Source organism: Alteromonas sp. ABH4_452, assembly GCF_056311825.1.
In genome coordinates, this window is sequence record NZ_CM149973.1 from 3,110,804 (window position 1) to 3,133,335 (window position 22,532).

General features: G+C 44.0%; 16 protein-coding genes. 9 read left to right on the top strand and 7 right to left on the bottom strand.

Going from position 1 to position 22,532, the window contains the following annotated elements; genetic code table 11:
- Positions 1-36: 36 nt before the first annotated feature.
- Entirely contained in the window at positions 37-1,416 is a 1,380-nt protein-coding gene (locus ACYX4N_RS13310) for an FtsX-like permease family protein (RefSeq protein ID WP_476054352.1), read from the bottom strand.
- A 192-nt stretch (positions 1,417-1,608) separates the two neighbouring features.
- Here ACYX4N_RS13310 and ACYX4N_RS13315 point away from each other — a divergent pair, with 192 nt between their 5' ends.
- The 4 genes from ACYX4N_RS13315 to ACYX4N_RS13330 all read left to right on the top strand — a co-directional run bounded on the left by ACYX4N_RS13315 (position 1,609) and on the right by ACYX4N_RS13330 (position 8,219).
- On the top strand, positions 1,609-2,211 hold the full coding sequence (locus ACYX4N_RS13315) for a PilZ domain-containing protein (RefSeq protein WP_476054353.1): 603 nt from the start codon (positions 1,609-1,611) through the stop codon (positions 2,209-2,211).
- A 58-nt stretch (positions 2,212-2,269) separates the two neighbouring features.
- Positions 2,270-5,767: a transcription-repair coupling factor gene (mfd, locus tag ACYX4N_RS13320; protein WP_476054354.1), complete on the top strand. Its 3,498-nt coding sequence runs from the start codon at positions 2,270-2,272 to the stop codon at positions 5,765-5,767.
- A gap of 1 nt (position 5,768) precedes the next feature.
- On the top strand, positions 5,769-7,529 hold the full coding sequence (locus ACYX4N_RS13325) for a CsiV family protein (protein ID WP_476054355.1): 1,761 nt from the start codon (positions 5,769-5,771) through the stop codon (positions 7,527-7,529).
- A gap of 174 nt (positions 7,530-7,703) precedes the next feature.
- The gene (locus ACYX4N_RS13330) at positions 7,704-8,219 is read left to right on the top strand and encodes a cob(I)yrinic acid a,c-diamide adenosyltransferase (protein WP_476054356.1); all 516 of its coding nucleotides are present in this window, start codon (positions 7,704-7,706) and stop codon (positions 8,217-8,219) included.
- Positions 8,220-8,352: 133 nt separating this feature from the next.
- Here ACYX4N_RS13330 and nagZ read toward each other — a convergent pair whose 3' ends face one another.
- Positions 8,353-9,363 (bottom strand): beta-N-acetylhexosaminidase, encoded by a 1,011-nt coding sequence (gene nagZ / locus ACYX4N_RS13335; protein WP_476056449.1) that lies wholly within the window; start codon positions 9,361-9,363, stop codon positions 8,353-8,355.
- 98 nt (positions 9,364-9,461) lie between these two features.
- Between nagZ and ACYX4N_RS13340 the strand changes: the two genes are divergently transcribed.
- Together ACYX4N_RS13340 and ybaK are read left to right on the top strand one after the other, a co-directional pair.
- The gene (locus tag ACYX4N_RS13340; RefSeq protein WP_476054357.1) at positions 9,462-11,933 is read left to right on the top strand and encodes a penicillin acylase family protein; all 2,472 of its coding nucleotides are present in this window, start codon (positions 9,462-9,464) and stop codon (positions 11,931-11,933) included.
- Positions 11,930-12,400, top strand: a complete 471-nt coding sequence (gene ybaK, locus ACYX4N_RS13345; protein ID WP_476054358.1) for a Cys-tRNA(Pro) deacylase — start codon at positions 11,930-11,932, stop codon at positions 12,398-12,400. Before ACYX4N_RS13340 ends, ybaK begins: the two co-directional genes overlap by 4 nt.
- Positions 12,401-12,472: 72 nt before the next feature.
- Here the strand turns inward: ybaK and ACYX4N_RS13350 are convergent, their stop codons facing one another.
- The 4 genes from ACYX4N_RS13350 to pheS form a co-directional block, all read right to left on the bottom strand.
- Positions 12,473-13,018, bottom strand: a complete 546-nt coding sequence (locus ACYX4N_RS13350; protein WP_476054359.1) for a hypothetical protein — start codon at positions 13,016-13,018, stop codon at positions 12,473-12,475.
- A 113-nt stretch (positions 13,019-13,131) separates the two neighbouring features.
- On the bottom strand, positions 13,132-13,431 hold the full coding sequence (gene ihfA, locus ACYX4N_RS13355) for an integration host factor subunit alpha (protein ID WP_012518129.1): 300 nt from the start codon (positions 13,429-13,431) through the stop codon (positions 13,132-13,134).
- 3 nt (positions 13,432-13,434) lie between these two features.
- Positions 13,435-15,822 carry a phenylalanine--tRNA ligase subunit beta gene (gene pheT, locus ACYX4N_RS13360; RefSeq protein ID WP_476054360.1) on the bottom strand — a complete coding sequence of 796 codons (2,388 nt, stop codon included), beginning with the start codon at positions 15,820-15,822 and terminating at the stop codon, positions 13,435-13,437.
- A 14-nt stretch (positions 15,823-15,836) separates the two neighbouring features.
- On the bottom strand, positions 15,837-16,817 hold the full coding sequence (gene pheS / locus ACYX4N_RS13365) for a phenylalanine--tRNA ligase subunit alpha (protein ID WP_015066912.1): 981 nt from the start codon (positions 16,815-16,817) through the stop codon (positions 15,837-15,839).
- Between the two features lie 277 nt (positions 16,818-17,094).
- On the opposite strand from pheS, the gene ACYX4N_RS13370 reads away from it, so the two are divergent.
- On the top strand, positions 17,095-17,913 hold the full coding sequence (locus ACYX4N_RS13370) for a hypothetical protein (protein WP_476054361.1): 819 nt from the start codon (positions 17,095-17,097) through the stop codon (positions 17,911-17,913).
- 152 nt (positions 17,914-18,065) lie between these two features.
- Positions 18,066-19,961, top strand: coding sequence for an acyltransferase family protein (locus tag ACYX4N_RS13375; protein ID WP_476054362.1), 1,896 nt, complete (start codon positions 18,066-18,068; stop codon positions 19,959-19,961).
- Between the two features lie 587 nt (positions 19,962-20,548).
- Here ACYX4N_RS13375 and ACYX4N_RS13380 read toward each other — a convergent pair.
- Positions 20,549-20,704, bottom strand: coding sequence for a hypothetical protein (locus tag ACYX4N_RS13380; RefSeq protein WP_476054363.1), 156 nt, complete (start codon positions 20,702-20,704; stop codon positions 20,549-20,551).
- Positions 20,705-21,031: 327 nt separating this feature from the next.
- Between ACYX4N_RS13380 and ACYX4N_RS13385 the strand changes: the two genes are divergently transcribed.
- Positions 21,032-22,528, top strand: a complete 1,497-nt coding sequence (locus ACYX4N_RS13385) for a hypothetical protein (protein WP_476054364.1) — start codon at positions 21,032-21,034, stop codon at positions 22,526-22,528.
- Positions 22,529-22,532 lie beyond the last annotated feature (4 nt).

Consider the following 22,532-nt stretch of genomic DNA (forward strand, 5'->3'; position numbering starts at 1 on the left):
GAATTTCACGGTCTTTTGCACGGTAAATTCAACTATTTATTCATTTTGAAGGGCCTGAGACGGTGCAATTTTCATCGCTTTGCGTGCAGGATAAACACTGGCTAAAACGCACAACGATAACGACAGCAAAGTAATGCTGATAATCTGCACTATGTCCATTTCAATGGGCAGCCCTCTTCCGTCAGCCGCTAGCGCTAACGGTGAACCTATTGCATCTAAAATATTATTTAGCTGAAGGGTTATAAAGACACCCAAGATAAGCCCGATACCTGCGCCTTTTATGCCATTAAATAAACCATTCAATACAAAAATCCACATTACCGTACTAGGCAACATACCTTGGGTTTGGAGTACCGCAATGTCGCCCTGCTTTTCGGTTACTACCATTACCAACGCAGACACTATGTTAAATGCAGCTACAGCGATAATAAGTAGCAACATGAGTGTCATCATGTTCTTTTCCATTTTTACTGCATCAAACAGCGGTCCCTGACGCTCCCGCCACGTTCTAATATTACTTACAGAGACACCCACCCTATCTGTTAACTCATCAACCACCGCTTGGTAGTTGAACGCATCATTCAGAAAGAGACGCAACGATTGTTTACTGCCTTTGGGGTCTCGCATTAAGCGGTTCACATCATCAAGGTTCATGTACATCACCTTGTCATCCATTTGCGAGCCCATATCGAAGACACCCACCACAGTCACAAGCCTCTGACTTGGCATTCTACCAAACGGAGTATAAACACTAGCACCTGCAACCATAACTCGCAGCCGGTCGCCTACACGCGCTTCAAGCTTTATAGCCAGCGAACGCCCAATGATGGCGGCGAAACTACCTTTAGCAAGGTCACTGAATCGGCCTTGCTCCATATGGTTTGCAACTAAGGTGTGCTCAAGCATCACATCTGGCTGAACACCATGAACCTGCACGCCGCGCAAGTCTGAGCGTGACTGCACTACGGCTTCAGCCTCCCTGTAGTCCATATTGGCAACAACGCCTTCAATGGGTGTCATGCTAATTTCATCTAACGTTAAAGGATTAGGGGAAGTAACTTTTTGGGTGGGTGTCTTGCTTAGGTTGCCTGACTTTTGTTCGTTTAGCGTGGGTGTCTCTGCAACTTTCTCTGCAGCTTCTTTTTGAGTGGGTGTCTTGCTAAGGCTGTTGCTTGCGATGGGTGTCTTTGTAATTTCAGTCTTTGTAATTTCAATGTGCGGGACTATGCCTAGTATGCGCTGTTTTAGCTGCCCTTCTAAGCCATTCATTACGGATACTACGATAATAAGCGCCATCAAACCTAGCGCGATGCCGGCCACTGAAAATCGGTTTATAAATGAGACAAAACTGGTTTGGCTTGCTTTGTTAGACTTGGCATAACGATAAGCAATGAATGCAGAAAGAGGATAAAACATAGCGCCTTGCTTTTCAGTAATACGGTAATCTGCCTCACATTTAGCTATGCTTAGTGAATAAATAATTCAGATAAGTAGCCCAAAGGCGAGATGACGGGTTAACCCCAAAATAGTAAAGTGGGTATACTACATGTGACCGGTATACTACTTATAAGTTACTAGCGGCACAAGAAATAGTGGCAGAGGAATGATGTGAGCGAACTTAGCCTAGAACAAAAAAAAGCCCAATTCGATGAGTATTTTTCTATTGCGCACAGCATAAATGCCAATGTGCGCCCTTTAGGTGAAGAGGAAAAAGTACCAGATGAGGAAAAGCTTGAAGACTCGATGCCCTATGCATTTCGCATTGCCAGCGAAATGGCCGCGTTAGAAGCGCAGGCAATCAGACCTTTAAGAAATTTAGGCGATCACGCCGAAACCTTGGCGGAATACCTAAATCATCAGTCGCGAAAAATTGACCTAATGATGTCGTTTGTATTGCATCAACAAGATGAGCCCGAATACCGCTTCAAAACCGTAAAGCTCGGTGGTGGTGGTGTAATTATCGAATCGTCTGATGCGCTGGACTTAGGTACTAAAGCAGAACTCAAGCTTTTTCTTGATGCCGAAGCTGCAGCAATTTTTTGTTTTGGCGAAGTTATTACTTGCGAGCAAGTAGAAGACAGTTACCATATCGCCTTTATTTTTAATACCATTCGAGAGCAAGACCAGGAGCTTTTAGTTCGCGCCAGTTTGCATATTCAAACACAGCAACTAAGAAAACGGGCAAAAGAAAAAAAAGCGGGATCTGAATAGCCCCTAACAACTGTATATAAGCCGTAAAACTCATCTTGCATTTAAAAAACAGGACGTCATGACAGCCACTTTATTATCGCTTCCATTACCTGCGCCTAAAAAAGAAGCCTCATCACAAGATCACAAACACTGGGGCCAGCTTCAAGGTAGCAGCGCCGCGCTATGTATCAGCCAAACGCTAAACCAATACAAAGGCCCTATTGTATTAATCACCGCCGATACGCCATCGGCAATGAAGCTTGAAAAAGAAATAGCGTTTTTCTTAAGCGATAAGCAAAAAGATACGCCCATTACCCTGTTCCCAGACTGGGAAACGCTGCCATACGATTCCTTTTCGCCTCACCAAGATATTGTATCGCAACGGTTAGAAACCCTGTTTCGCTTTACCCAGCAAGTGGAAGGCGTTTTTATTGTTCCTGTTAACACGCTAATGCAGCGCCTTGCGCCTACCGACTATTTAGCAAAGTACCTACTGATGCTAAATAAAGGCGACACTTTAGACAGAGACCAATTTAGGCGCAACTTAGAGCAAGCTGGCTACCTGCATGTGAGCCAGGTGATGAGCCATAGCGAGTTCTCGGTACGCGGCAGTATTATCGACCTATTCCCAATGGGTAGCGACCAGCCGTTTCGAATAGACTTATTCGACGATGAAATCGACTCTATTCGCTATTTCGATACTGAAACCCAGCGCTCTGGCGAAGCGGTAAATAAAATTCGCCTGTTGCCCGCTCGCGAATTTCCAACAGATAAAGAAGCGATAACCCTTTTTCGCCAGCAGTTTTTAGAAAAATTCGACGCCAACAACGCCTCTGAAAGTGTATTTTCGCAAGTAAGCAAAGGCACCATGCCAAGCGGTGTGGAATATTACTTGCCTTTATTTTTCAAACAAACCGCGACTTTGTTCGATTACCTTCACCCGAAAAGCCTGCTGTTACTTCACGGCGATGTGCAAGACGCCAGCGAGTTCTTCTGGGCCGACGTGCAAGAACGTTACGAGCAGTATCGCTATAACTTAGCTCGCCCGTTACTTGCGCCAGACGAACTATTTTTACCTATTAACGAGCTATTCGGTGCCATTAAGCAATGGCCTCGTGCGTCGCTTTCCAGCAAGGTACTTGAAGAAAAACAAGGTTCTACCAACCTTCAGTGCGAAAAACTGGATGACATTGCGATTAACTCGCAGAAAAAAGTACCTGCTGAACGACTTATTAAAACCGTAAATCAGGCTACTGACAACGGGGCTAAAGTACTGTTTTGTGCTGAAACCCAAGGTCGCCGAGAGGGCTTGCTAACCGTACTAGCCAAAGCTGGCATTAAGCCAAAGATAGTCGGTAGCTTTAGCGACTTCATCGCAAGCCACGAAACTATTGGCATTACCGTGGGTATGGTTGATAACAGCTTCCGCTGGCAAACCCAGGAAGGCGAGCTGTTATTTATTACGGAAACGGAGCTATTAGGCCAAAAAGTAAGTCAGCGCCGTTTACGCGATAAGCGCAGTGCCACGGACGAAAGCGCTATTATTCGCAACCTAGCCGAGCTTTCTATTGGCCAACCCGTAGTGCATTTAGACCACGGCGTGGGCCGTTACCTAGGCTTGCAAACGCTAGATGCAGGCGGTGTTGCAACCGAATACTTGTGTATTGAGTACGCCAAACAATCAAAATTGTACGTACCCGTTGCGTCACTCCATTTAATTTCGCGCTACACGGGCGGAGACGCAGATAGCGCACCAGTAAGTGCTTTAGGTTCTGACGCCTGGACAAAAGCGAAGCAAAAAGCCGCTGAAAAAGTCCGTGACGTTGCCGCGGAATTACTCGATGTATATGCACGCCGCGCTGCTAAACCTGGTTTTGCTTACAATATAAACTGGGACGACTACCAAGCCTTCTCAGACAGCTTCCCCTTTGAAGAAACGCCAGACCAAGCCCAAGCCATTGCAGCCGTTATGCACGACATGGGCAGCCCATCCGCTATGGATCGCTTAGTATGCGGCGACGTAGGCTTCGGTAAAACCGAAGTTGCCATGCGTGCAGCATTCCTTGCCGCAAATGCAGGAAAACAGGTAGCTATATTAGTGCCGACTACCCTGCTAGCCCAACAACACTACGAAAACTTTAAAGACCGCTTCGCCGCTTGGCCGTTTGAAATTGAAGTGATGAGCCGCTTTGTAAGCGGTAAAGCGCAAAAGTCTGTGGTGGAGCGTATTGGCGAAGGTAAAGTCGATATCGTGGTAGGCACGCATAAGTTGCTATCTAGCGATATTAAGTACAAAGACTTAGGCCTTGTGATCATCGACGAAGAACACCGCTTTGGCGTGCGTCAAAAAGAGAAGCTGAAATCGTTACGTGCCGATGTAGATATTCTAACCCTTACCGCTACGCCTATTCCTCGTACGCTTAACATGGCGTTATCTGGCATGCGCGACTTATCTATTATCGCTACAGCGCCGGCCCGTCGTTTATCAATTAAAACCTTTGTACAACAGCGCAATAAAGCCGTCATTCGTGAAGCCATTATGCGTGAAATTTTACGTGGCGGTCAGGTTTACTTCCTTCACAATGAAGTAGAAAGCATTGCACGAACGGTAGAAGAGATTGCCGAAATTGTTCCAGAGGCACGCATTGCAATGGGGCACGGTCAAATGCGCGAGCGCGAACTAGAAGGCGTAATGAGCGACTTCTACCACCAGCGCTACAACGTGCTCGTATGTACCACTATCATTGAAACAGGTATCGACGTACCAAGCGCAAACACCATTATTATGGACAGGGCCGATCATTTAGGCTTAGCACAGCTTCACCAACTTCGCGGCCGTGTGGGTCGTTCCCACCATCAAGCCTACGCTTACCTGCTAACACCGCATCCAAAGCGCATGACTAAAGACGCAGTGAAGCGCTTAGAAGCCATATCTCAACTTGAAGATTTAGGTGCAGGTTTCGCCCTTGCTACCCACGACTTGGAAATTCGTGGGGCTGGTGAGCTTTTAGGTGACGATCAATCAGGACAAATCGCCAGCATTGGATTTAGCCTTTATATGGATATGCTCGATAAAGCCGTTAATGCACTTAAAGATGGTAGAGAGCCATCATTAGACGATGCGACATCAGGGCACACTGAGGTCGAACTGCGTATTCCTGCCCTATTACCTGAAGATTATATTGCCGACGTCAACACCCGCCTATCGCTATACAAGCGTTTGGCAAGCTGTACTAACCAAGACGATATTGATGAGTTCCAGGTAGAGTGCATTGACCGTTTCGGTCTTTTACCAGAACCAGCTAAGAACTTGATAGAAGTCGCTGAAATTAAACTAAAAGCCCAAGAATTAGGCATTCTAAAAGTAGACTTGTCGGCGCAAGGCGGTACCATAGAGTTTAAAGAAAACACTAAGGTCAACCCAGGCTTCATAATCAGCTTGGTACAAACGAAACCCAACACTTTCAAATTTGAAGGTAGCCAAAAATTGCGTTTGGTGAAAAAGACCGAAACAGCTAAAGAGCGCATCGCGTTCATTAGCGATATTATTGCCGATTTTGCAAAGGAGTCGCGATAACATGAAGTTATCTCGCTGGTGCCCGTTAGTCGCATCAATTAGCGCCGTATTTTTAACAACAATTTCAACCACAGCTCATGCCAACGATAACTGGTGGTTCGATGTGGAAGTGATTGCGTTTAAGCGCAATGTGGCACTGACTGAGTTAGAAGAGCAGTTTTCGTTAGCCGATAACTTAAACGCCCCTCGCGCTCAGGCAGACATCATCAGCGATGTAATTGCACCCGATATTAGCTATTTAAAGCAAGGCTTAGCCGTTTGCGGTGCAGACTCTGCAATAAAATGGCCTAACGAAACCCTTTTTGACATTCCTTCAAAAGATGTAGATTTTTTATTGCTAGCTACCCCATCTAGCACACAAAATAGCGTTAAGAGCAAGAGCGCCCAACGCAATGATACACGGGGTGTATTGCACTCTGACGCAGCAAGCAGAGTCTACAGTGGTGCTTCAAGCTTGGCGACAGACACCTCGTCTCGTACTCAAGATGTAAATAATCAAAAGGAAACAGCGTTTAGCAAAAGCCAAAATAACGCAGTTTATTCATCAACTGGGTATACCAGTAACGCAGATTATTCAGATGCCGAGACCGCAGGTAACGCACCAGATGCAGCAACTATCGCCAGCTACTGGGCATGGTTTTTTGGGGTAAAAGAAACCTCCCCTGTTAGCGTTCCCAAGTTTAAATATTGCGAAGAAGCGAAACCTTGGCTTAGCGCTGAAATAACCACTGTACTGAACGTTATAGCCTCTGCAGATAGCGACGTGAACAATGAGGCAATGACAAGTGCGAATTCAGACAAAACCCGTGCACTTCAGTCTGCCCTGAAGCCGGCCATAGTATGGAAGGTCAACAAGCCAGACAACAGGCTCCCTGCCCCTGCAAGTTTACCCATTGTTGTTGATGGGCACGATTGGCCATTGGCCTCAAAAGCTCACCTGCTTACTAGTGAGCAACAAGCGCTATCATCTATCTCGCGTCAAATTCGCTCGAACCGACAGTTAGAACGCTTATTTCATGCTACCTGGCGTCAACCCGTTATGTTTGGCAAAAATAAGGCTTTTGATGTGCGCCTATATGGCGGTCAAAACTATGCACAGCAGTTCGATTTAAACGGCGATATGCGAGAGCAAGTACAACCCACGACTACTATTAGCCAATCGCAGAATGGCAAGACGGAATTTGGGTATGATGCAACTGCAGGTTTAAGCCCTAATAACACATCAAATACGCCAAACGACGACGCATTTAGCCCCGTAAGCACAAGCGAAGATGCAAATAGCACATACAATACTTCATCGTTAGGTGATGGTGAGTTAGCTAGCGTGTCTGATATTTTTGCTGACTTAGACCGCCGGCTATCGAATCCAGAAGCCATCAATTATGAAGCGTTCAAAGCACTAGATACCGCCATAATTGTGGAGCAAGGCGACGACAGCGCCCTAGACCCATCGCTTAGAACTCCCATTTGGGAAATAGATGGAACAATAAAAGTATTTCTTAAATACATCAATCGCGTGCCGTACCTTCATGTGGATGGTGAAATGTTTTATCGCCAACCAGTGCCGCTAAGCTACTTTAGCAGTGAAGAAAGTAACGCTGCATCAGCCGTTCAAGCAACACCCACCGAGTACAAATTGGTGTCGGTTCCGCTGGCCGAGCAGCGACGCGTAATAAGCACTCAATTACACTATTTCGACCACCCCTTGTTTGGGTTTGTAGTTCAGGTTCGCCGTTACAACCGCCCTAACGTTAGCGAGTAGCGTTTTTCGCGCCAGCTACAGCATTAGCGCGTCCACCTTTGTGGTTGCTAACTGCTGGTCGCTGGTTGCTAGTTGCTAGTTGCTAGTTGCTAGTTGCTAGTTGCTAGTTTGCAGCATTTAGTGGCATAACGCGTAAAAGCAGAACAAGAAATGAGTTAAGAAGATAAGGTTTTTATGAAGATTTACACTCGCACGGGCGATAAAGGCAGTACGCAGATTTATGCCGACAAAGCCGTACGTGTTGATAAAGACGATTTGGTAGTACAAAGCTACGGCGACATGGACGAACTCAATAGCCATATTGGTTTGCTAGCCGCTAACGTTGCTGAGCAGCATAAACCAATGCTGCACGATATTCAGCGTAACCTTTTCCAAGCTGGTTTTGCCATATCGGCAAGCTCTACATTAAAGCAAGACGACGTTAAAAGTTTAGAAAGCCTGATAGACACCATTACAAGTAAAATGCCGCCCAATACTTCGTTCGTACTGCCCGGCGGATGTAAAGCTGCAGCGCAAGCTCATGTATGCCGAGCCGTGTGCCGGCGTGCTGAACGCGCTGTTATCAGCCTTTCTAAACACTACGACGTACCCGAAGTGGTACACGCGTACTTGAACCGCTTAAGTGACTTCCTTTTCACCTTTGCGCGCTTTATGAATGTAGAAGCTGGAATAGACGAAACTGCGGTCTAAAACGCTGGTCTTAATTTGCCAACGACTAACCTAAGGGAATAGTCGTCGACAAAACCAGTGAAAGAGCAAGCAAAATCACATCGAGAAAACCAGCAAGAATAACTAATGAGCAAAACGGTAGAGTTAAAAAAAACTACCGTTCGCTTAATTGCTTCACCAGCTTAACGGCACTGTCGTACTTATCATTTAGCCCTGCAGGCATAACCCGCCCGTAAAGCGCCATAACCCTCTCTTGCTTCTGTGAATCGCCTTCGCTTAAGTTTGAAAAGCGTGCTTCTAATCCATCCAAAATACTTTCGGCCCCTTCTGGGTTATTGCAAGCAAGTACCATGTCGCATCCAGCATCCAGTGCAGCTTCAGCGCGATCCACATAGCTTCCGGCAACACTTGCGCCATGCATAGACAAATCGTCAGAAAATACAGCGCCACCAAAACCCAAATCACGTTTAAGCACTTCTTGCAGCCATTTTGGTGAAAACCCGGCTGGCTTGTCGCACACCTGGTTATAAATAACATGGGCAGGCATAACACCATCCAGCATAGCGCGCTCAACTAAGCGCTCAAACACCACCATATCAGTGCTTCTTATCTCATCGTAATCACGCACATCTACCGGTAATGCGATATGTGAGTCGGGGGCAACACTGCCGTGCCCAGGAAAATGCTTTCCAATAGCGGGCATATTGACGGTTTTTAGCCCTTGTATAAGATGGGTACTAAGACGTATCACCTCGCGAGCATTATCAGCAAATGCTCTATCGCCAATAACTTGCGATACACCGTTAATATCAAGCACAGGCGCAAAACTAAAATCAATATCTAAGGTTTTAAGTTCATGTGCCAATACTAGCCCACACGCCTTAGCATACGCTGCACTTTCATCTTGATGTTCTGACTGCTTCAGAATATTGCCCATAGCAGGTATTGCGGTGAAACCTTCACGGAAGCGCTGAACTCGGCCCCCTTCGTGATCAACCGCTATCAGTACAGGTCGCTTGGCATAGCGCCTTATATCCTGAACAAGCGCAGAAAGTTGGCGTTTGTCATGATAATTACGACTAAATAAAATTACGCCACCCACAACAGGATGGGCTAACTTTTCCTTTTCTTCAGGCGCAAGTTCTTCGGCCTGACAATCCAACATTAATGGTCCCACAGCACCGCCTTTGTATGTGTCATAAAACATCACTTCAAATTTGCTAATTCTGTGGTTAGGATAGAGAAAAATAGGGAGTTTTACACGTGATAAATTGGTTCAAGTGGTTGGTTTTAAGTGTTTTAACACTGCTTCTAATAGCGGCTTTGGGGCTTTATATATCGCTTCGGCTAAGCTTACCCGCACTTGATGGCAATAGTGCCACCTATCACGTAAACGCACCCACCAAGTTAAGCCGCGACAGCTTAGGTCATGCCGTCGTTAACGCCGACGACATTTTCGATGCTGCCTACGCTTTAGGTTTTGCTCACGCACAAGACCGGTTCTTTCAAATGGACTTACAGCGTCGCGCCGCTTCGGGAAGTTTGTCGCAATGGGTGGGCGATGTAGCCCTAGACATTGATAAGAAAGCCCACTTTCATCAATTCGAAAAACGCGCGAAAGCCGTATTCAAGAACCTGCCTTCAACACAACAAGAATTATTAGTACGCTACGCTCACGGTGTTAATGACGCACTAGATGAATACACCTTGCCGCCTTTTGAATACCTGGCCGCAGGCGTTGATATAAAGCAATGGCAACCCACCGACAGCATTCTAGTTATTTACAGCATGTATTTAGACTTACAAGGTACCCAAGTAGAACTAGATTTAGCGAGAGAAGCACTACTTTCAACTTTCGGAAATGATGTATATAGCTTTATTACTCAACCAAGTAACTATCAAGCTGCATTAGATGCAAGCGAAATCCCCTTACTTGAGGCTGAAATACCAGACTACCCTGCCTCTCTACGTACAGATACCACTGCACCAGCTCGAATTATTGACGAGAGCGCTGAACAGAGCTCAGACAACAAAACCGTTGAGCCCATAAGCGATAACCAAAGTGACGATTCAGCATCTTTAGAATTTTCACCCAATAAATATGGCACATCTGAACTTACACCAGATAAAAACAACAACACAGCCATTGCTCGTGCCCAATATAACGGCACTGAGCTTCCTGACATTGGCAGTAACAATTGGGCGGTTACCGGAAGTCACACAGCAACGGGTGCAGGCCTTTTAGCTAACGACATGCACTTAGGATTACGAGTTCCGATCATATGGTATCGCGCCCAGCTCAACTACCAAGAGTCGGGCAGCAATGTGCAGGTAACTGGCGTTTCTTTACCTGGCATACCTGGAATTGTAGTAGGTACCAACGGTCATATTGCGTGGGGTTTCACTAACGCAAACTTAGACAACGTGGATTGGATAGAATTAGAGGAAACAACGCCCACCGATACCGTAACAGAGCGTATCCCCCTGCCCGATGGCGAACATGAATTCACATTTGAAGTAAGCAAATATGGCCCTGTAAAAGAACTTAACGGCAAGCGTTACGCGCTGAACTGGGTTGCGCACCATCCCTTTGCTGCTAATTTGGGTATCATCAATTTCGGCGCTGCAAAGGATGTTCAAAAAGCTATTACTATAGGCAAACGCATTGCCATTCCAACACAGAACCTAGTAGTTGTAGATGAAACTGGTAATGCCGCGTGGCTACCTGGTGGCGCGGTAATGGATAGGCAAATGGCGTCGTTCACCGCCATAAAACAGCAAGACGCGACGGTGCCAGAGCGTGCTACAAAACTGCCTATGCTGTTAAACCCAGAAATGGGAAGAATATGGACAGCCAATGCCAGAGTAATATCAGCTGACGACTTCAAAGTATGGGGCGACGGTGGTTATGCCCTAGGTGCCCGCGGGCAACAAATAAGAGACAGACTCTTTGAAAAAGACACCTTCAGTGAAACCGACTTTTACGCCATACAGTTAGACAATCACGCCCGCTTTCTCATTCCGTGGCAACACCTGTTGTACGGCTTGTTGAAAATGCAAGACATTGAGTTCAAGCCAGACCTTGCTTATTTAAACGCGTGGAAAGAATGCGCATGTGAAGATTCAGTGGGCTATACCCTAGTTAAGCATTTTAGGCGCGAGGTAATACAAACACTGTTTGGTGGCATGCTTTCACACTTAGAGCAACAAGGCGTAAACAGCCGCACTCTGCTAAGGGGTATTGAGCCTGCCACTTGGCAGCTTATTCATAGCCAACCTGATTCCTGGCTGCCTGCCGACACCGAAAGTTTCGACGAGTTACTGGTAGATGCTTACAGACGCGCCAAACACAAATTACTAGATAAGTATTCTCCGGTAGAAGCTGACATGGAAACCTTAGCTTGGGGTAAGGTCAATGCCTTATCGGTAGAGCACCCCTTCGCTAGTCAAATTCCATTAGTAGGAAGCATGTTAAATATGCAGCAAGTGGAAGGCTTTGGTGATACTTACATGCCCGCAGTGCAAGCGCCTGATTTTGGTGCTTCTGAGCGATTTTTTGTAAGCCCTGGTCATTTAGAAGATGCCATTTTAACCTTACCTGGTGCGCAGAGCGGTCACCCGCTGTCAGATTTTTTTACAGCAGGTTTTAACGACTATGCCACCCACGCGGCAACGCCCCTGCTTCCCGGCGAACCTATACACAGTCGAACATTCTATAAAAAAGAGGCTGAATGACACCTGCAATCACCTTGCTTACTAAGAAGCGTATCGCTCATAGCGTTTTAAAATATGAACACGACGCAAATGCGGCGTCTTACGGTCTGGAAGCCGTTGAAAAACTAAACCTTAACGCCGATACCGTATTTAAAACCTTAGTGGTGAGTACAGACACCAACAAACTGGCTGTTGCTGTAGTACCGGTAAATACCAAGCTAAGCGAAAAGAAAATGGCGAAAGCATTAGGTGTAAAAAAGGTAGAAATGGCGCAGGCAAACGCGGTAATGCTAGCTACAGGCTATGTGTTAGGTGGGGTAAGCCCGTTGGGCCAGAAAAAGCGGTTGGCCTGCGTAATTCACAAAAGCGCTGAAGGCCTTGCTAGTATGCACGTAAGCGCGGGAAAGCGAGGGTTAGAAGTGGCCCTATCCCCTGCCGATTTAGCTTTGCTAACCGGTGCTCAATTTGCTGATATTTCGGTAAGTTAACTTAGCACAATCCAATATATTGTTAGATACGTTAGCAAAAACTTACAATGCAGCTTTTGGTTATGCGACTGCCTAATTACCCGCCTGCGCTAACCACTGCTTTCGTGCTTCTTCAAGCGCTGCTTCATCAGGCTGTTCGTTGCCCGAAATAGCTACGGCAATTTGCTGAATAATGTCATCGCGCTTTTTAATCAACGCATCAGTGCGAGGGAATAGATCTTTAGCTTCAGGATACTGCGCCTTCAACGATTCAACGTCTTCTAAGGCATAATAGCGCGCTTCAAAGGCTTCGTTATACAGCTGACGTTTGGCATTAAAAACAACGTAGTCTTTTGCGGTTTCCGAATTAAGATAATCCATATCCTCTGAAGATAAATTAGCGGCCTGCCCCACTTCACGGGCTTGAGCCATCCAAGAATCTACAGCGTCGGCATCGCCATTTTTAACCGCCTGCTTTACGCCTAGCTGCAAATCGCTGGCGTGAAGAATTTCCATCACTGTAATAAGCGGAACTTGTGCTGCGCTCTGGTCTCGATTATCTGCATCTAGCGACAAATAAGCAAACCATGAAAAGGTAGCGGCAATAATAATAGCAAGAACGACAAGTGCTTTTTTCACACTTTCCTCCAAAGACATGCATATAGAAATCAGTGCGAGTGCACTGTAAAAAAGAGGCAATACAAAAAGAGCGAGAGACCCCGCTCTTTTTCAGTATTGTAACGACCTAAAGATTATTGGTCGACAGGCTCTGAGTTTTCAACTCGGCTTTTCAGTTTTTGACCCGGGCGGAATGTAACCACGCGGCGCGCTTTAATTGGAATGTCTTCACCGGTTTTAGGATTACGGCCAGGACGTTCGTTTTTATCACGCAAGTCAAAGTTACCAAAACCCGACAGTTTTACTTGCTCACCAGATTCCAGAGCGCCTTTAATCTCTTCGAAAAAAAGCTCTACCAGATCCTTCGCATCACGCTTGTTAATGCCTAGTTTCTCGAATAGGTGTTCAGCCATCTCGGCTTTGGTCAATGCCATAGTTTACTCTCTTAACGCGGCCCCAAACTCAGATTCCAGACCTTTAACCACAGTATCTACAGCTTGCTGAATCTCAGCTTCTTCCAAGGTTTTATCCGGATCTTGTAAATGAAGTGACAAAGCAAGGCTCTTATAGCCAGGCTCAATTCCCTTGCCTTTGTACTCATCGAACAAGTTTAGAGCAACTAGTTGATTTACGCCAATATTTTCTATGTAAGAAAGAACATTTCCTACACGCACTTCATCTTTAACCGTAATAGCAATATCACGGCGATTCGATGGGAAGCGCGATACTGGTACAGCTGACGGTAATTTGCGATCGGTAATGGCATCTACCACTAGTTCGAACACAAATACGCGGCCGTTAACACCAAGCAATTTAGTAAACTGCGGGTGTATAGCACCAATATAGCCAACTTCTTCATCATTAAGCAAAATTTTTGCCGTCATACCAGGGTGCAACGCACTATGTTGCCCTGTAACGAACTGGAACTCACCGGTTTTACCCGTAAGTGCCAACAACGCCTCAACGTCAGCTTTCGCATCAAAGAAATCAACCGGGCTATCGCCCAAGTCCCAATGTTCTTCATTACGACGCCCTGCTACTACACCACCAATTACTTGCTGTTGCAATACACCATTAGGCGCATCTTGTTGAGGAATAAAGCGTAATCCGGTTTCAAACATGCGAACACGTTGTTGCTGACGCTTCTGATTATAAGCAGTAGCACCTAGCAAACCCGGCCATAAACTTACGCGCATTACCGACATATCAGATGAAATTGGGTGTGGTAACACCATGCCTTTCACGTCTGGGAATAATGCGTTTTGAATTTTAGGGTCAACAAACGAGTAAGTAATCGCTTCATTGTAGCCACGGCTAAGAAGCAACGACTTCATTGTATTTAGCGGAAGCTTAGCTTCTTGCGAAGGCAACATTGCTAACGTCGCTTTTGGCGCCACGTTTGGAATGTTGTTGTAGCCGTAAACTCGGGCAATTTCTTCAATCAAATCTTCTTCAATTGAAATATCAAAACGATAGCTTGGCGCAACTGCTTCCCAGCCGGCTTCAGTTTGAGTAACGTCTAAACCAAGGCGGTTAAGCATTTCCGTTACTTTCGCATCATCAATGCTAATACCTAGTACACGCGCTAAACGTTCGCGACGAAGCTTAACCGTTGCCTGCTTAGGTAGCTTGTCTTCAGCTACGGCTTCAACCACAGGGCCAGCTTCACCACCACAAATTTCAAGAACTAGTGCTGTAGCACGTTCCATGGCTTTACGCTGAAGTAGCGGGTCTACACCACGCTCGTAGCGGTGCGATGCATCGGTATGCAAACCATACTGACGAGCACGGCCCATAATGGCATCACGGCTAAAGAACGCACTTTCAAGCAAAATATCTTGGGTTTCAGTAGTTACACCAGAGTGTAGACCACCGAAAATACCCGCCATGGCTAGCGCTTTGTTGTCATCAGCAATAACTAACGTATTGCTTTGCAGCTTAGCTTCGGTTTCATCAAGTAGCGTAAGGGCTTCGCCTTCTTTCGCCATACGCACGTTAATATTGCCTTCAATGCTGGCAAGGTTAAACGCGTGCATTGGCTGGCCAAGCTCTAGCAATACAAAGTTAGTCACATCTACAATGGGGTCGATGCTGCGAATACCGCAACGACGAAGCTTTTCAACTAACCACAGCGGCGATGCTGCTTTAACATTTACGCCTTTAACCACACGACCTAAATAACGTGGGCATGCGTCATCAGCGCTTAACGTAATTGATAATTTATCTTCAATTGTTGCGTCTACCGCTGCTACTTCAGGCTCGCACACGTCAAGGTTATTAAGCACGCCAACTTCACGGGCAATACCGCGAATACCCAAACAGTCTGCACGGTTTGGCGTTAGGTCTACTTCAATAGCGTTGTCATCAAGACCAAGGTAATCGCGAATGTCTTCGCCAATAGGTGCATCGGCTGGAAGCTCGATAATACCGTCGTGGTCGTCGCTAATACCTAGCTCAGAGAAGCTACATAGCATGCCGAATGACGGCTCGCCGCGAAGCTTCGCTTTCTTAATCTTAAAATCGCCTGGCAATACAGCACCAACAACCGCTACCGCTACTTTAATGCCCTGACGACAGTTAGGTGCACCACAAACGATATCTAATAGTTCATCGCCACCTACGTTAATTTTAGTTACGCGCAGTTTATCTGCGTTCGGGTGCTGACCGCACTCCACTACTTCACCTACTAGCACGCCTTTAAAATCGCCTGCTACTGGCTCAACACCGTCTACTTCTAGGCCAGCCATGCTCAACTGTTCAGACAGCTCATGTGCCGACAGCGACGGGTTAACCCACTCTCTTAACCATTTTTCACTGAATTTCATGTGTACTCTCTGCCTTAGTTGAACTGCTTAAGGAAACGAAGATCGTTTTCAAAGAACGCGCGCAAGTCGTTAACACCGTAACGAAGCATTGTTAAGCGCTCTACGCCCATACCAAAGGCAAAACCTGTGTACTCTTCTGGGTCGATACCCACAGCTTTAAGTACATTTGGGTGCACCATGCCGCAGCCTAGTACTTCAAGCCACTGACCATTTTTACCCATAACGTCTACTTCAGCTGAAGGCTCAGTAAACGGGAAGTAAGACGGACGGAAGCGAATTTCTAGTGACTCTTCAAAGAAGTGATGTAAGAAGTCGTGCAAAATACCTTTAAGGTCGGTAAAGCTAACGTTCTTATCAACCATCAAACCTTCCACCTGGTGGAACATTGGCGTGTGAGTTTGATCGTAGTCGTTACGATAAACGCGCCCTGGCGAGATAATACGCAATGGCGGCTTTTCCGCTTCCATAGTACGAATTTGAACACCAGAGGTTTGCGTACGAAGCATCATGTCTGGGTTAAAATAGAAGGTATCGTGATCGGCACGCGCTGGGTGATTCGCAGGAATGTTCAGTGCGTCGAAATTGTGAAAACCATCTTCAATTTCAGGGCCGGTCTTTACCGAGAAACCAAGCTCGCCAAAGAAAGATTCAATACGCGCAATAGTGCGGCTAACCGGGTGCAAGTTACCTGGCTTTTCAGTACGGCCTGGCAAAGTAACATCAATGGCTTCTTCGGCTAGCTTTTTGTTAAGCTCTTCAGTGCGTAAAAACTCACCTTTTGCAGAAATAGCTTGCTGAATAACCTGCTTAGCTTGGTTAATCTTTTGGCCTGCGGCAGGACGTTCTTCGTTAGATAACTTTCCAAGCCCTTTAAGTAAGTCGGTAAGTTTACCTTTCTTACCCATGAATTCGACCCTAACTTGGTCTAATGTGGCTGCATCTTGTGCAGCGTCAATCTGGCTTTGTGCCTGATTGATAATAGCGTCAAGCTCCATGTTTTCCTCAATTTACATGATGACTGCATGGCCAAAGCATAGGAAGAATTTTTCTGTGCGCTAAGGCTTGCCTGAAATAAAAGCGGTAGTTTACACGAGTGACAGACATTACCGCTACCCTATATAGCTGATAATGGCGAAATTTTGTGGGTTTTAAACTGGCGACGGTAGAACTTACAACTTTATTTTAAACACGTGCGATATAACAAAGAAGTTCTAGCTACGTATTCACTAGTAGACTAAAGTATATTTTTTAAGCAATCATTAGGGCTACTTTATGAATATCTCCTATCGTCAACTGCTAAGTAGTATTGCTTTCATCTTCGCAAGCTTTTCGGTAAACAGTGCAATTGTAACTTATAACTTTAACGGGTTTGTCTCAGAAGTAGAAAACTCAGCGCAGGAATTTTTCAATCCGTTTGGTTTACTGGGAGAACAGGTAACTGGCTCATTCACGCTAGACACTTCAGCGCCAATTCGAGGCAGACTTGAGACAAGCTATTATTGGTGGTCTGTTCATGATAACGACCGCCCAGCAATGACATCTAGCATTGAAGTTAGTGATATGCTCTTTCAACTAAACAACGAAGGGGTATATCAATCAGAATACGATGAGTATTACCCCGAAGAAATATTAGAAATGTACGATGGGCCAACTTATGACGATGGCTACATTGGCGATGGCATATCGCTTAAAGATTACGCAAGAAAAACTACGTTCTTTTCAAATGGAAGTTTAGAAAGAACATTGCATCTCAGTTTCGGCTTTCGTGATTTGATTAATGACTTTTTTCAATTTGATGAAGGCACCTTGTTGCGAGATGAAATGCCTGATTTCACAACTCCAGTTTCATGGTTCGATAACGACCTCAATACAGATACCCAAGCCGGTGGCGGCTTACTTAGACTTGTTGAAAGGATTGATGATGTAAATGCTGGGGTTACTTATCCTGTAGATTCTACCGTTAGATTTACTCTAACTAGTGTGGAAACGGTTAAGGTAAGTTCGCCACCTATTGGGGCATTATTTTTGATTACTTTAATTATGCTGTCGTATTTTCGGTTTACCGTATTCATAGGAAGAAAATTTAAATAAAGCGCTTCAAGACAATAGGCTACCGTCAGGCCAATCTGAACTTTTAGACGTATCAGTAAAATTTGCTAATCAAAACATCCATTTTTATATAACCAACCCCTTATACATGATAAAGTTATAAATTATCTAATGAAAGTTTTAAAGGCTCGATTATGGTCTTTCGTCACGATATTAATGGTATAAGATCTCTCGCGGTCTTATCTGTCGTCATTTTTCATTTTTTACCTAGTTGGTTACCTGGTGGCTTTGTTGGTGTAGACGTATTCTTTGTTATCTCAGGATACTTAATGACGGCTATTATAGTCACAAAACTCACTAGTAATAGCTTCAACATTTGGGATTTCTACTTAGCTAGAGCAAATAGGATTATTCCATCATTACTCGTGCTATGTTTAGTATTACTTTTACTCGGATTTTTTCTCTTAACTCCTGTTGAATATGGAAAATTAGCTAAACAGACGTTAGCTTCATCTCTATTTATATCTAACCTTGTTTATTATAAAGAATCAGGCTACTTCGCTGAAGATTCTCTAGAAAATTGGTTATTGCATACCTGGTCATTATCTGTGGAGTGGCAGTTCTACCTAATTTACCCAATCGCAATGATCGTTGTATTTAAACTATTCGCAAGAAGATTAATACCGTTCATACTTACAATTGGAACTGTGAGTAGCTTGGCCCTTAGCATATGGCTAAGCCCAAAGAATCCCGAGCTATCTTATTTTGCACTGCCTACTAGGGCCTGGGAAATGCTAGCAGGAGGACTGTTATTTTTCTGGGGATTTAGAACTCAATCGAGAACAACGAAAATTTTAGAATACCTGGGCGTTACCTTTATAGTTTTGTCTTGTATTGTCTTTTCAGAAGACATTGTTTGGCCTGGGTATGCAGCAATACTTCCCGTATTGGGCACTTGTCTAATTATAGCAACTAATAGAAATGACTCTTCGATTCTTAACAAGCTGCTTTTTCAAAAATTAGGGGCGTGGTCGTACTCAATCTATCTTTGGCATTGGCCGCTAGTAGTACTAATTCACACGGCACAACTTGGTCCATTGTTCATACCACTCGGTCTAATCTTAACGCTTATCCTAGGGTACGCTAGTTACAATTACGTCGAGAGATTAAAGCTAATAGATCATAATTCTACTTTAATAAGTTGCTTCAAAAATATACCCCTTCAAAGCGCTCTTGTTATTGCAGCATTTTCATTTTTTGTTTTTTCAACTAATGGAATCATTTCACGTGCTTCAATGGAATACCAAACGGCTGTAAACGATATAAAAGCTAGCCCCTTACGAGCCCAGTGCCACACAAATAAGTACATGCCGCCAAAAGATGCTTGCGAGTACTTTATTAATAAAAATGTTAAGTGGGCAACGCTTGCAGATAGTCACTCTGTTGAAATCGCATATGCTTTAGCTAAAGAAGTTTCTAAACGAGGTGAAGGAGTAAAGCATTTTAGCTTTTCAGGCTGTAAACCGTCATATGGTATGAATAATGACTTTTCTCCATGCGCGCGGTGGTACAATGAAGTTGTAGATTACTTAATTGCCGATAAAGCTATCGAGAATGTTGTGTTTCTTCACAGATACTCAAGTCAGATTGTTGGAGGTAGTAACCATTTGTATCCAGCACTTCCCTCATCGAAAATCGGAGCACGTGGCGAACAGATATTAGAAAATATCGACCGAGTAATACTCGCGCTAGCAAAGCATAAAAAGAATGTTATTGTGCTCTACCCTGTACCAGAGCTTCCCGATAAAATAAGTAAGCTTATAGATACAAACTATACTCAAAGTTTGAGTTTTGAAAATTTAAAAGGTACAGAAACCAACTGGTTCTTGAAACGAAATGAAGTAATTATTAGTCACTTTGATAACGCGAATTATCCACAAAATGTTGTATTTGTAAAACCCCACGAAATGTTTTGTGGCAAGGAAATTTGTCATGCGGTTAAAAACGGCCGTGCATTGTACTTTGATGATGACCATATATCAGTTTACGGCGCGTCAAAGTTAGTTAATAATATTATTGTCAATCGCTAAGGCTTTAATTCGCTAAAGTTTTAATCATTTTTATGAATCTTGGCTTTAAATAATGTTGAACTTTCGCTCAAAAATAAAACTATGACATTGATGGAGCTTCCATTGAACTTAAGACAATGGCGGTCACAACATGAAGAAACTTTACATCGAAGAAAAAATCATCAAGGCAATTAGAAAACCGTGTAATTTGCCTTTAAGTTCGGTAACGCTCACCCTCATAACTACCATCAAACCTTCAGTTTAGTGAAACATAATCTTAGTCGTCACGATATACAGTCATGGAGCGAAGTAGTAGTGGCGACTTTTCCACTTCTATGTATGAATTTGGACATCAGCGGTTTGAGTACGGTGAATAATCCCTGGGTAAAAATAAAAAGCAAAGTAGTCGACATGCGCAGGGGAACCAGCTGAAACATTCTGAAGGTCGAAATTGTGGAACCCATCATCAATTTCGGGGCTGTCCTTTAATGGGAAGGCAAGTTATTCCAATTGCTTCTCGACTAGCTTTGTACGAAGCATTTCAATATGTAAAACACACTTTCTGAAGGAGTAGCTTGCTAAATAACCTGCATAGCTAGATTAATCTTTTAGTCTGCGGCAGAACGTTCTTCGTTCGATAACTTTCCAAGCCCTTTAAGTAAGTCGGTAAGTTTACCTTTCTTACCCATGAATTCGAACCTAACTTGGTCTAATGTGGCTGCATCTTCTGCAGCGTCAAGCTCCATGTTTTCCTCAATCTGCATAATGACTGCATGGCCAAAGCATAGGAAGAATTTTTCTGTGCGCTAAGGCTTGCCTGAAATAAAAGCGGTAGTTTACACGAGAGACAGACATTACCGCTTCCCTATATAGCTGATAATGGCGAAATTTTGTGGGAAAATATGAGCGGTTAGACGAAAGCGGCTGCGTTTGAGACGCGGCAGTGCCAACTTAAAATTTTTGAGGCATAAAAACGCTATCAAATAGCCATTAATATTGGCATTATATTGCTATTAAGCACAATAATATTCACTCGTTTAATTTTCTGTCTTCTACAGATCTAATCTGTTGATTACTTCAAAGGGATTTAGATGTCTTCATCAGCAGCTCTTGTTTTATTTTTAGTCTTCTCTATAGTACTTTTGTACTTCGTAAGTAAATTCTCCCCCCTAAAATTGAGGGAAATAAATACATCTAGCAATCCTGTTCGGAAAGACGACAAAGCCTCTATTGCAGCTCTCACCCTTCTATTTTTATCCAGTTTTGCTTCAATTTATCTAAGCACCTACAACTTTACCAGTTTTGGTGTTGACTACGATTCAATGTCTGTGCAATTGAACTTCCTGATAAAAAGTGAAATAAAATTTCAAATGTGGAACGGAAGGTTTTTTCCTTTATCTCACGTAGACAACGCCATTTTACTTAAAGTTTTTAACAGTTTTACTGCCTTGAAGTTTTATTTAATCCTTCACTTTATCAGTTTGTTAGCGATAGTCTACTTTGCATTTGATTTCATCCCTAAGAACAGAAGGCTAGTATTCATAAGCTTAATTGCAATCGCCCCTCCCGTAGTTAATATTTACTCTTCGGCGATTTATTCAGAAAGAAATATTCTTTTGCTTCTATGTGCAAGTGTTCTTTTTCTTCGGTTGGGAATGCGGAGAGTGTTGAGTAAAAAGCTAGCTTTACACCTCTCCCTGTCATCATTTTTAATATCACTTTACTTTAAAGAGACTACAATACTTTACGTTGGTTCGTTTTTGGGATTGTTTTTTATTTTAACAAACCTCAAAGCTTTAAAAGCCCTTAACTATTCAGTGTTTATCGATTATTTGAAAAGCCCATTAAGCTATATTGAGACATTATTTCTTATACCGTGCTTGCTTTGGCTTCTCTCGTTCTTTCTTCTTGGTGGAGAGTTAAACCCTGAATATGTAGCGAAGAGAGATAATAGCCTTACAGAGTATGTTGGTAAAAACTACCTAGAACTGACGGTAATTTCTGCCATCTTAGTATTTATGACTCTACGGGCTCGATTCGACCTCTACACCGTTTTAATACTGTCATGTGTTCCTGTAGCGCTTTACTGTCTTCTAGTTAGCCAGTCAATGGGGGCGTATAACATTTTCACTTATTATAACTACCTTATTTATCTTGTTTTCGCTTTTTATATTATTTCCACAAAGAAAAGCAATTTTTTAACTTTAGTTCCCATTACATTCGCGGTGTTTACTGCGATAACTATTACTGGCTTCGTTGAGTTCACAAGAAAAGTTAATACGCGAAATAAGGTTGTAAGCGAAGCCGTAGAAAGTATTAAAAGTGAGACCTTGAGCATTAACCTCAAGGAACCATGGAAGGAGCGCAATCTAGCAAGATTTATTTTGTACAAAGCAAATCAAGGCCATATTAATCACTTAACGGGCCATGACTTATTTTGTAAGGACACTAACTTATATGATGAAAATACGACATGTACTACTGGTGAGCTGTCATCTCGCTGTAAAACGCTTATTGATGCTAAAATATCAAGCGACCAACCAGAAGAACTTAAGATTGTCATAGCTGGTCATGAAGATTGTAACTAGTCTT

What these genes read in the sequence shown, in the direction of transcription:
- ACYX4N_RS13330 (WP_476054356.1), top strand. Translation starts at nt 7,704, where the DNA reads ATGAAGATTTACACTCGCACGGGCGATAAAGGCAGTACGCAGATTTAT.
- ACYX4N_RS13370 (WP_476054361.1), top strand. Translation starts at nt 17,095, where the DNA reads ATGAATATCTCCTATCGTCAACTGCTAAGTAGTATTGCTTTCATCTTC.
- ACYX4N_RS13380 (WP_476054363.1), bottom strand. Translation starts at nt 20,704, where the DNA reads ATGCAGATTGAGGAAAACATGGAGCTTGACGCTGCAGAAGATGCAGCC.
- ihfA (WP_012518129.1), bottom strand. Translation starts at nt 13,431, where the DNA reads ATGGCATTGACCAAAGCCGAGATGGCTGAACACCTATTCGAGAAACTA.
- nagZ (WP_476056449.1), bottom strand. Translation starts at nt 9,363, where the DNA reads ATGTTGGATTGTCAGGCCGAAGAACTTGCGCCTGAAGAAAAGGAAAAG.
- ACYX4N_RS13385 (WP_476054364.1), top strand. Translation starts at nt 21,032, where the DNA reads ATGTCTTCATCAGCAGCTCTTGTTTTATTTTTAGTCTTCTCTATAGTA.
- ACYX4N_RS13310 (WP_476054352.1), bottom strand. Translation starts at nt 1,416, where the DNA reads ATGTTTTATCCTCTTTCTGCATTCATTGCTTATCGTTATGCCAAGTCT.
- ybaK (WP_476054358.1), top strand. Translation starts at nt 11,930, where the DNA reads ATGACACCTGCAATCACCTTGCTTACTAAGAAGCGTATCGCTCATAGC.
- mfd (WP_476054354.1), top strand. Translation starts at nt 2,270, where the DNA reads ATGACAGCCACTTTATTATCGCTTCCATTACCTGCGCCTAAAAAAGAA.
- ACYX4N_RS13325 (WP_476054355.1), top strand. Translation starts at nt 5,769, where the DNA reads ATGAAGTTATCTCGCTGGTGCCCGTTAGTCGCATCAATTAGCGCCGTA.
- pheT (WP_476054360.1), bottom strand. Translation starts at nt 15,822, where the DNA reads ATGAAATTCAGTGAAAAATGGTTAAGAGAGTGGGTTAACCCGTCGCTG.
- ACYX4N_RS13375 (WP_476054362.1), top strand. Translation starts at nt 18,066, where the DNA reads ATGGTCTTTCGTCACGATATTAATGGTATAAGATCTCTCGCGGTCTTA.
- pheS (WP_015066912.1), bottom strand. Translation starts at nt 16,817, where the DNA reads ATGGAGCTTGACGCTATTATCAATCAGGCACAAAGCCAGATTGACGCT.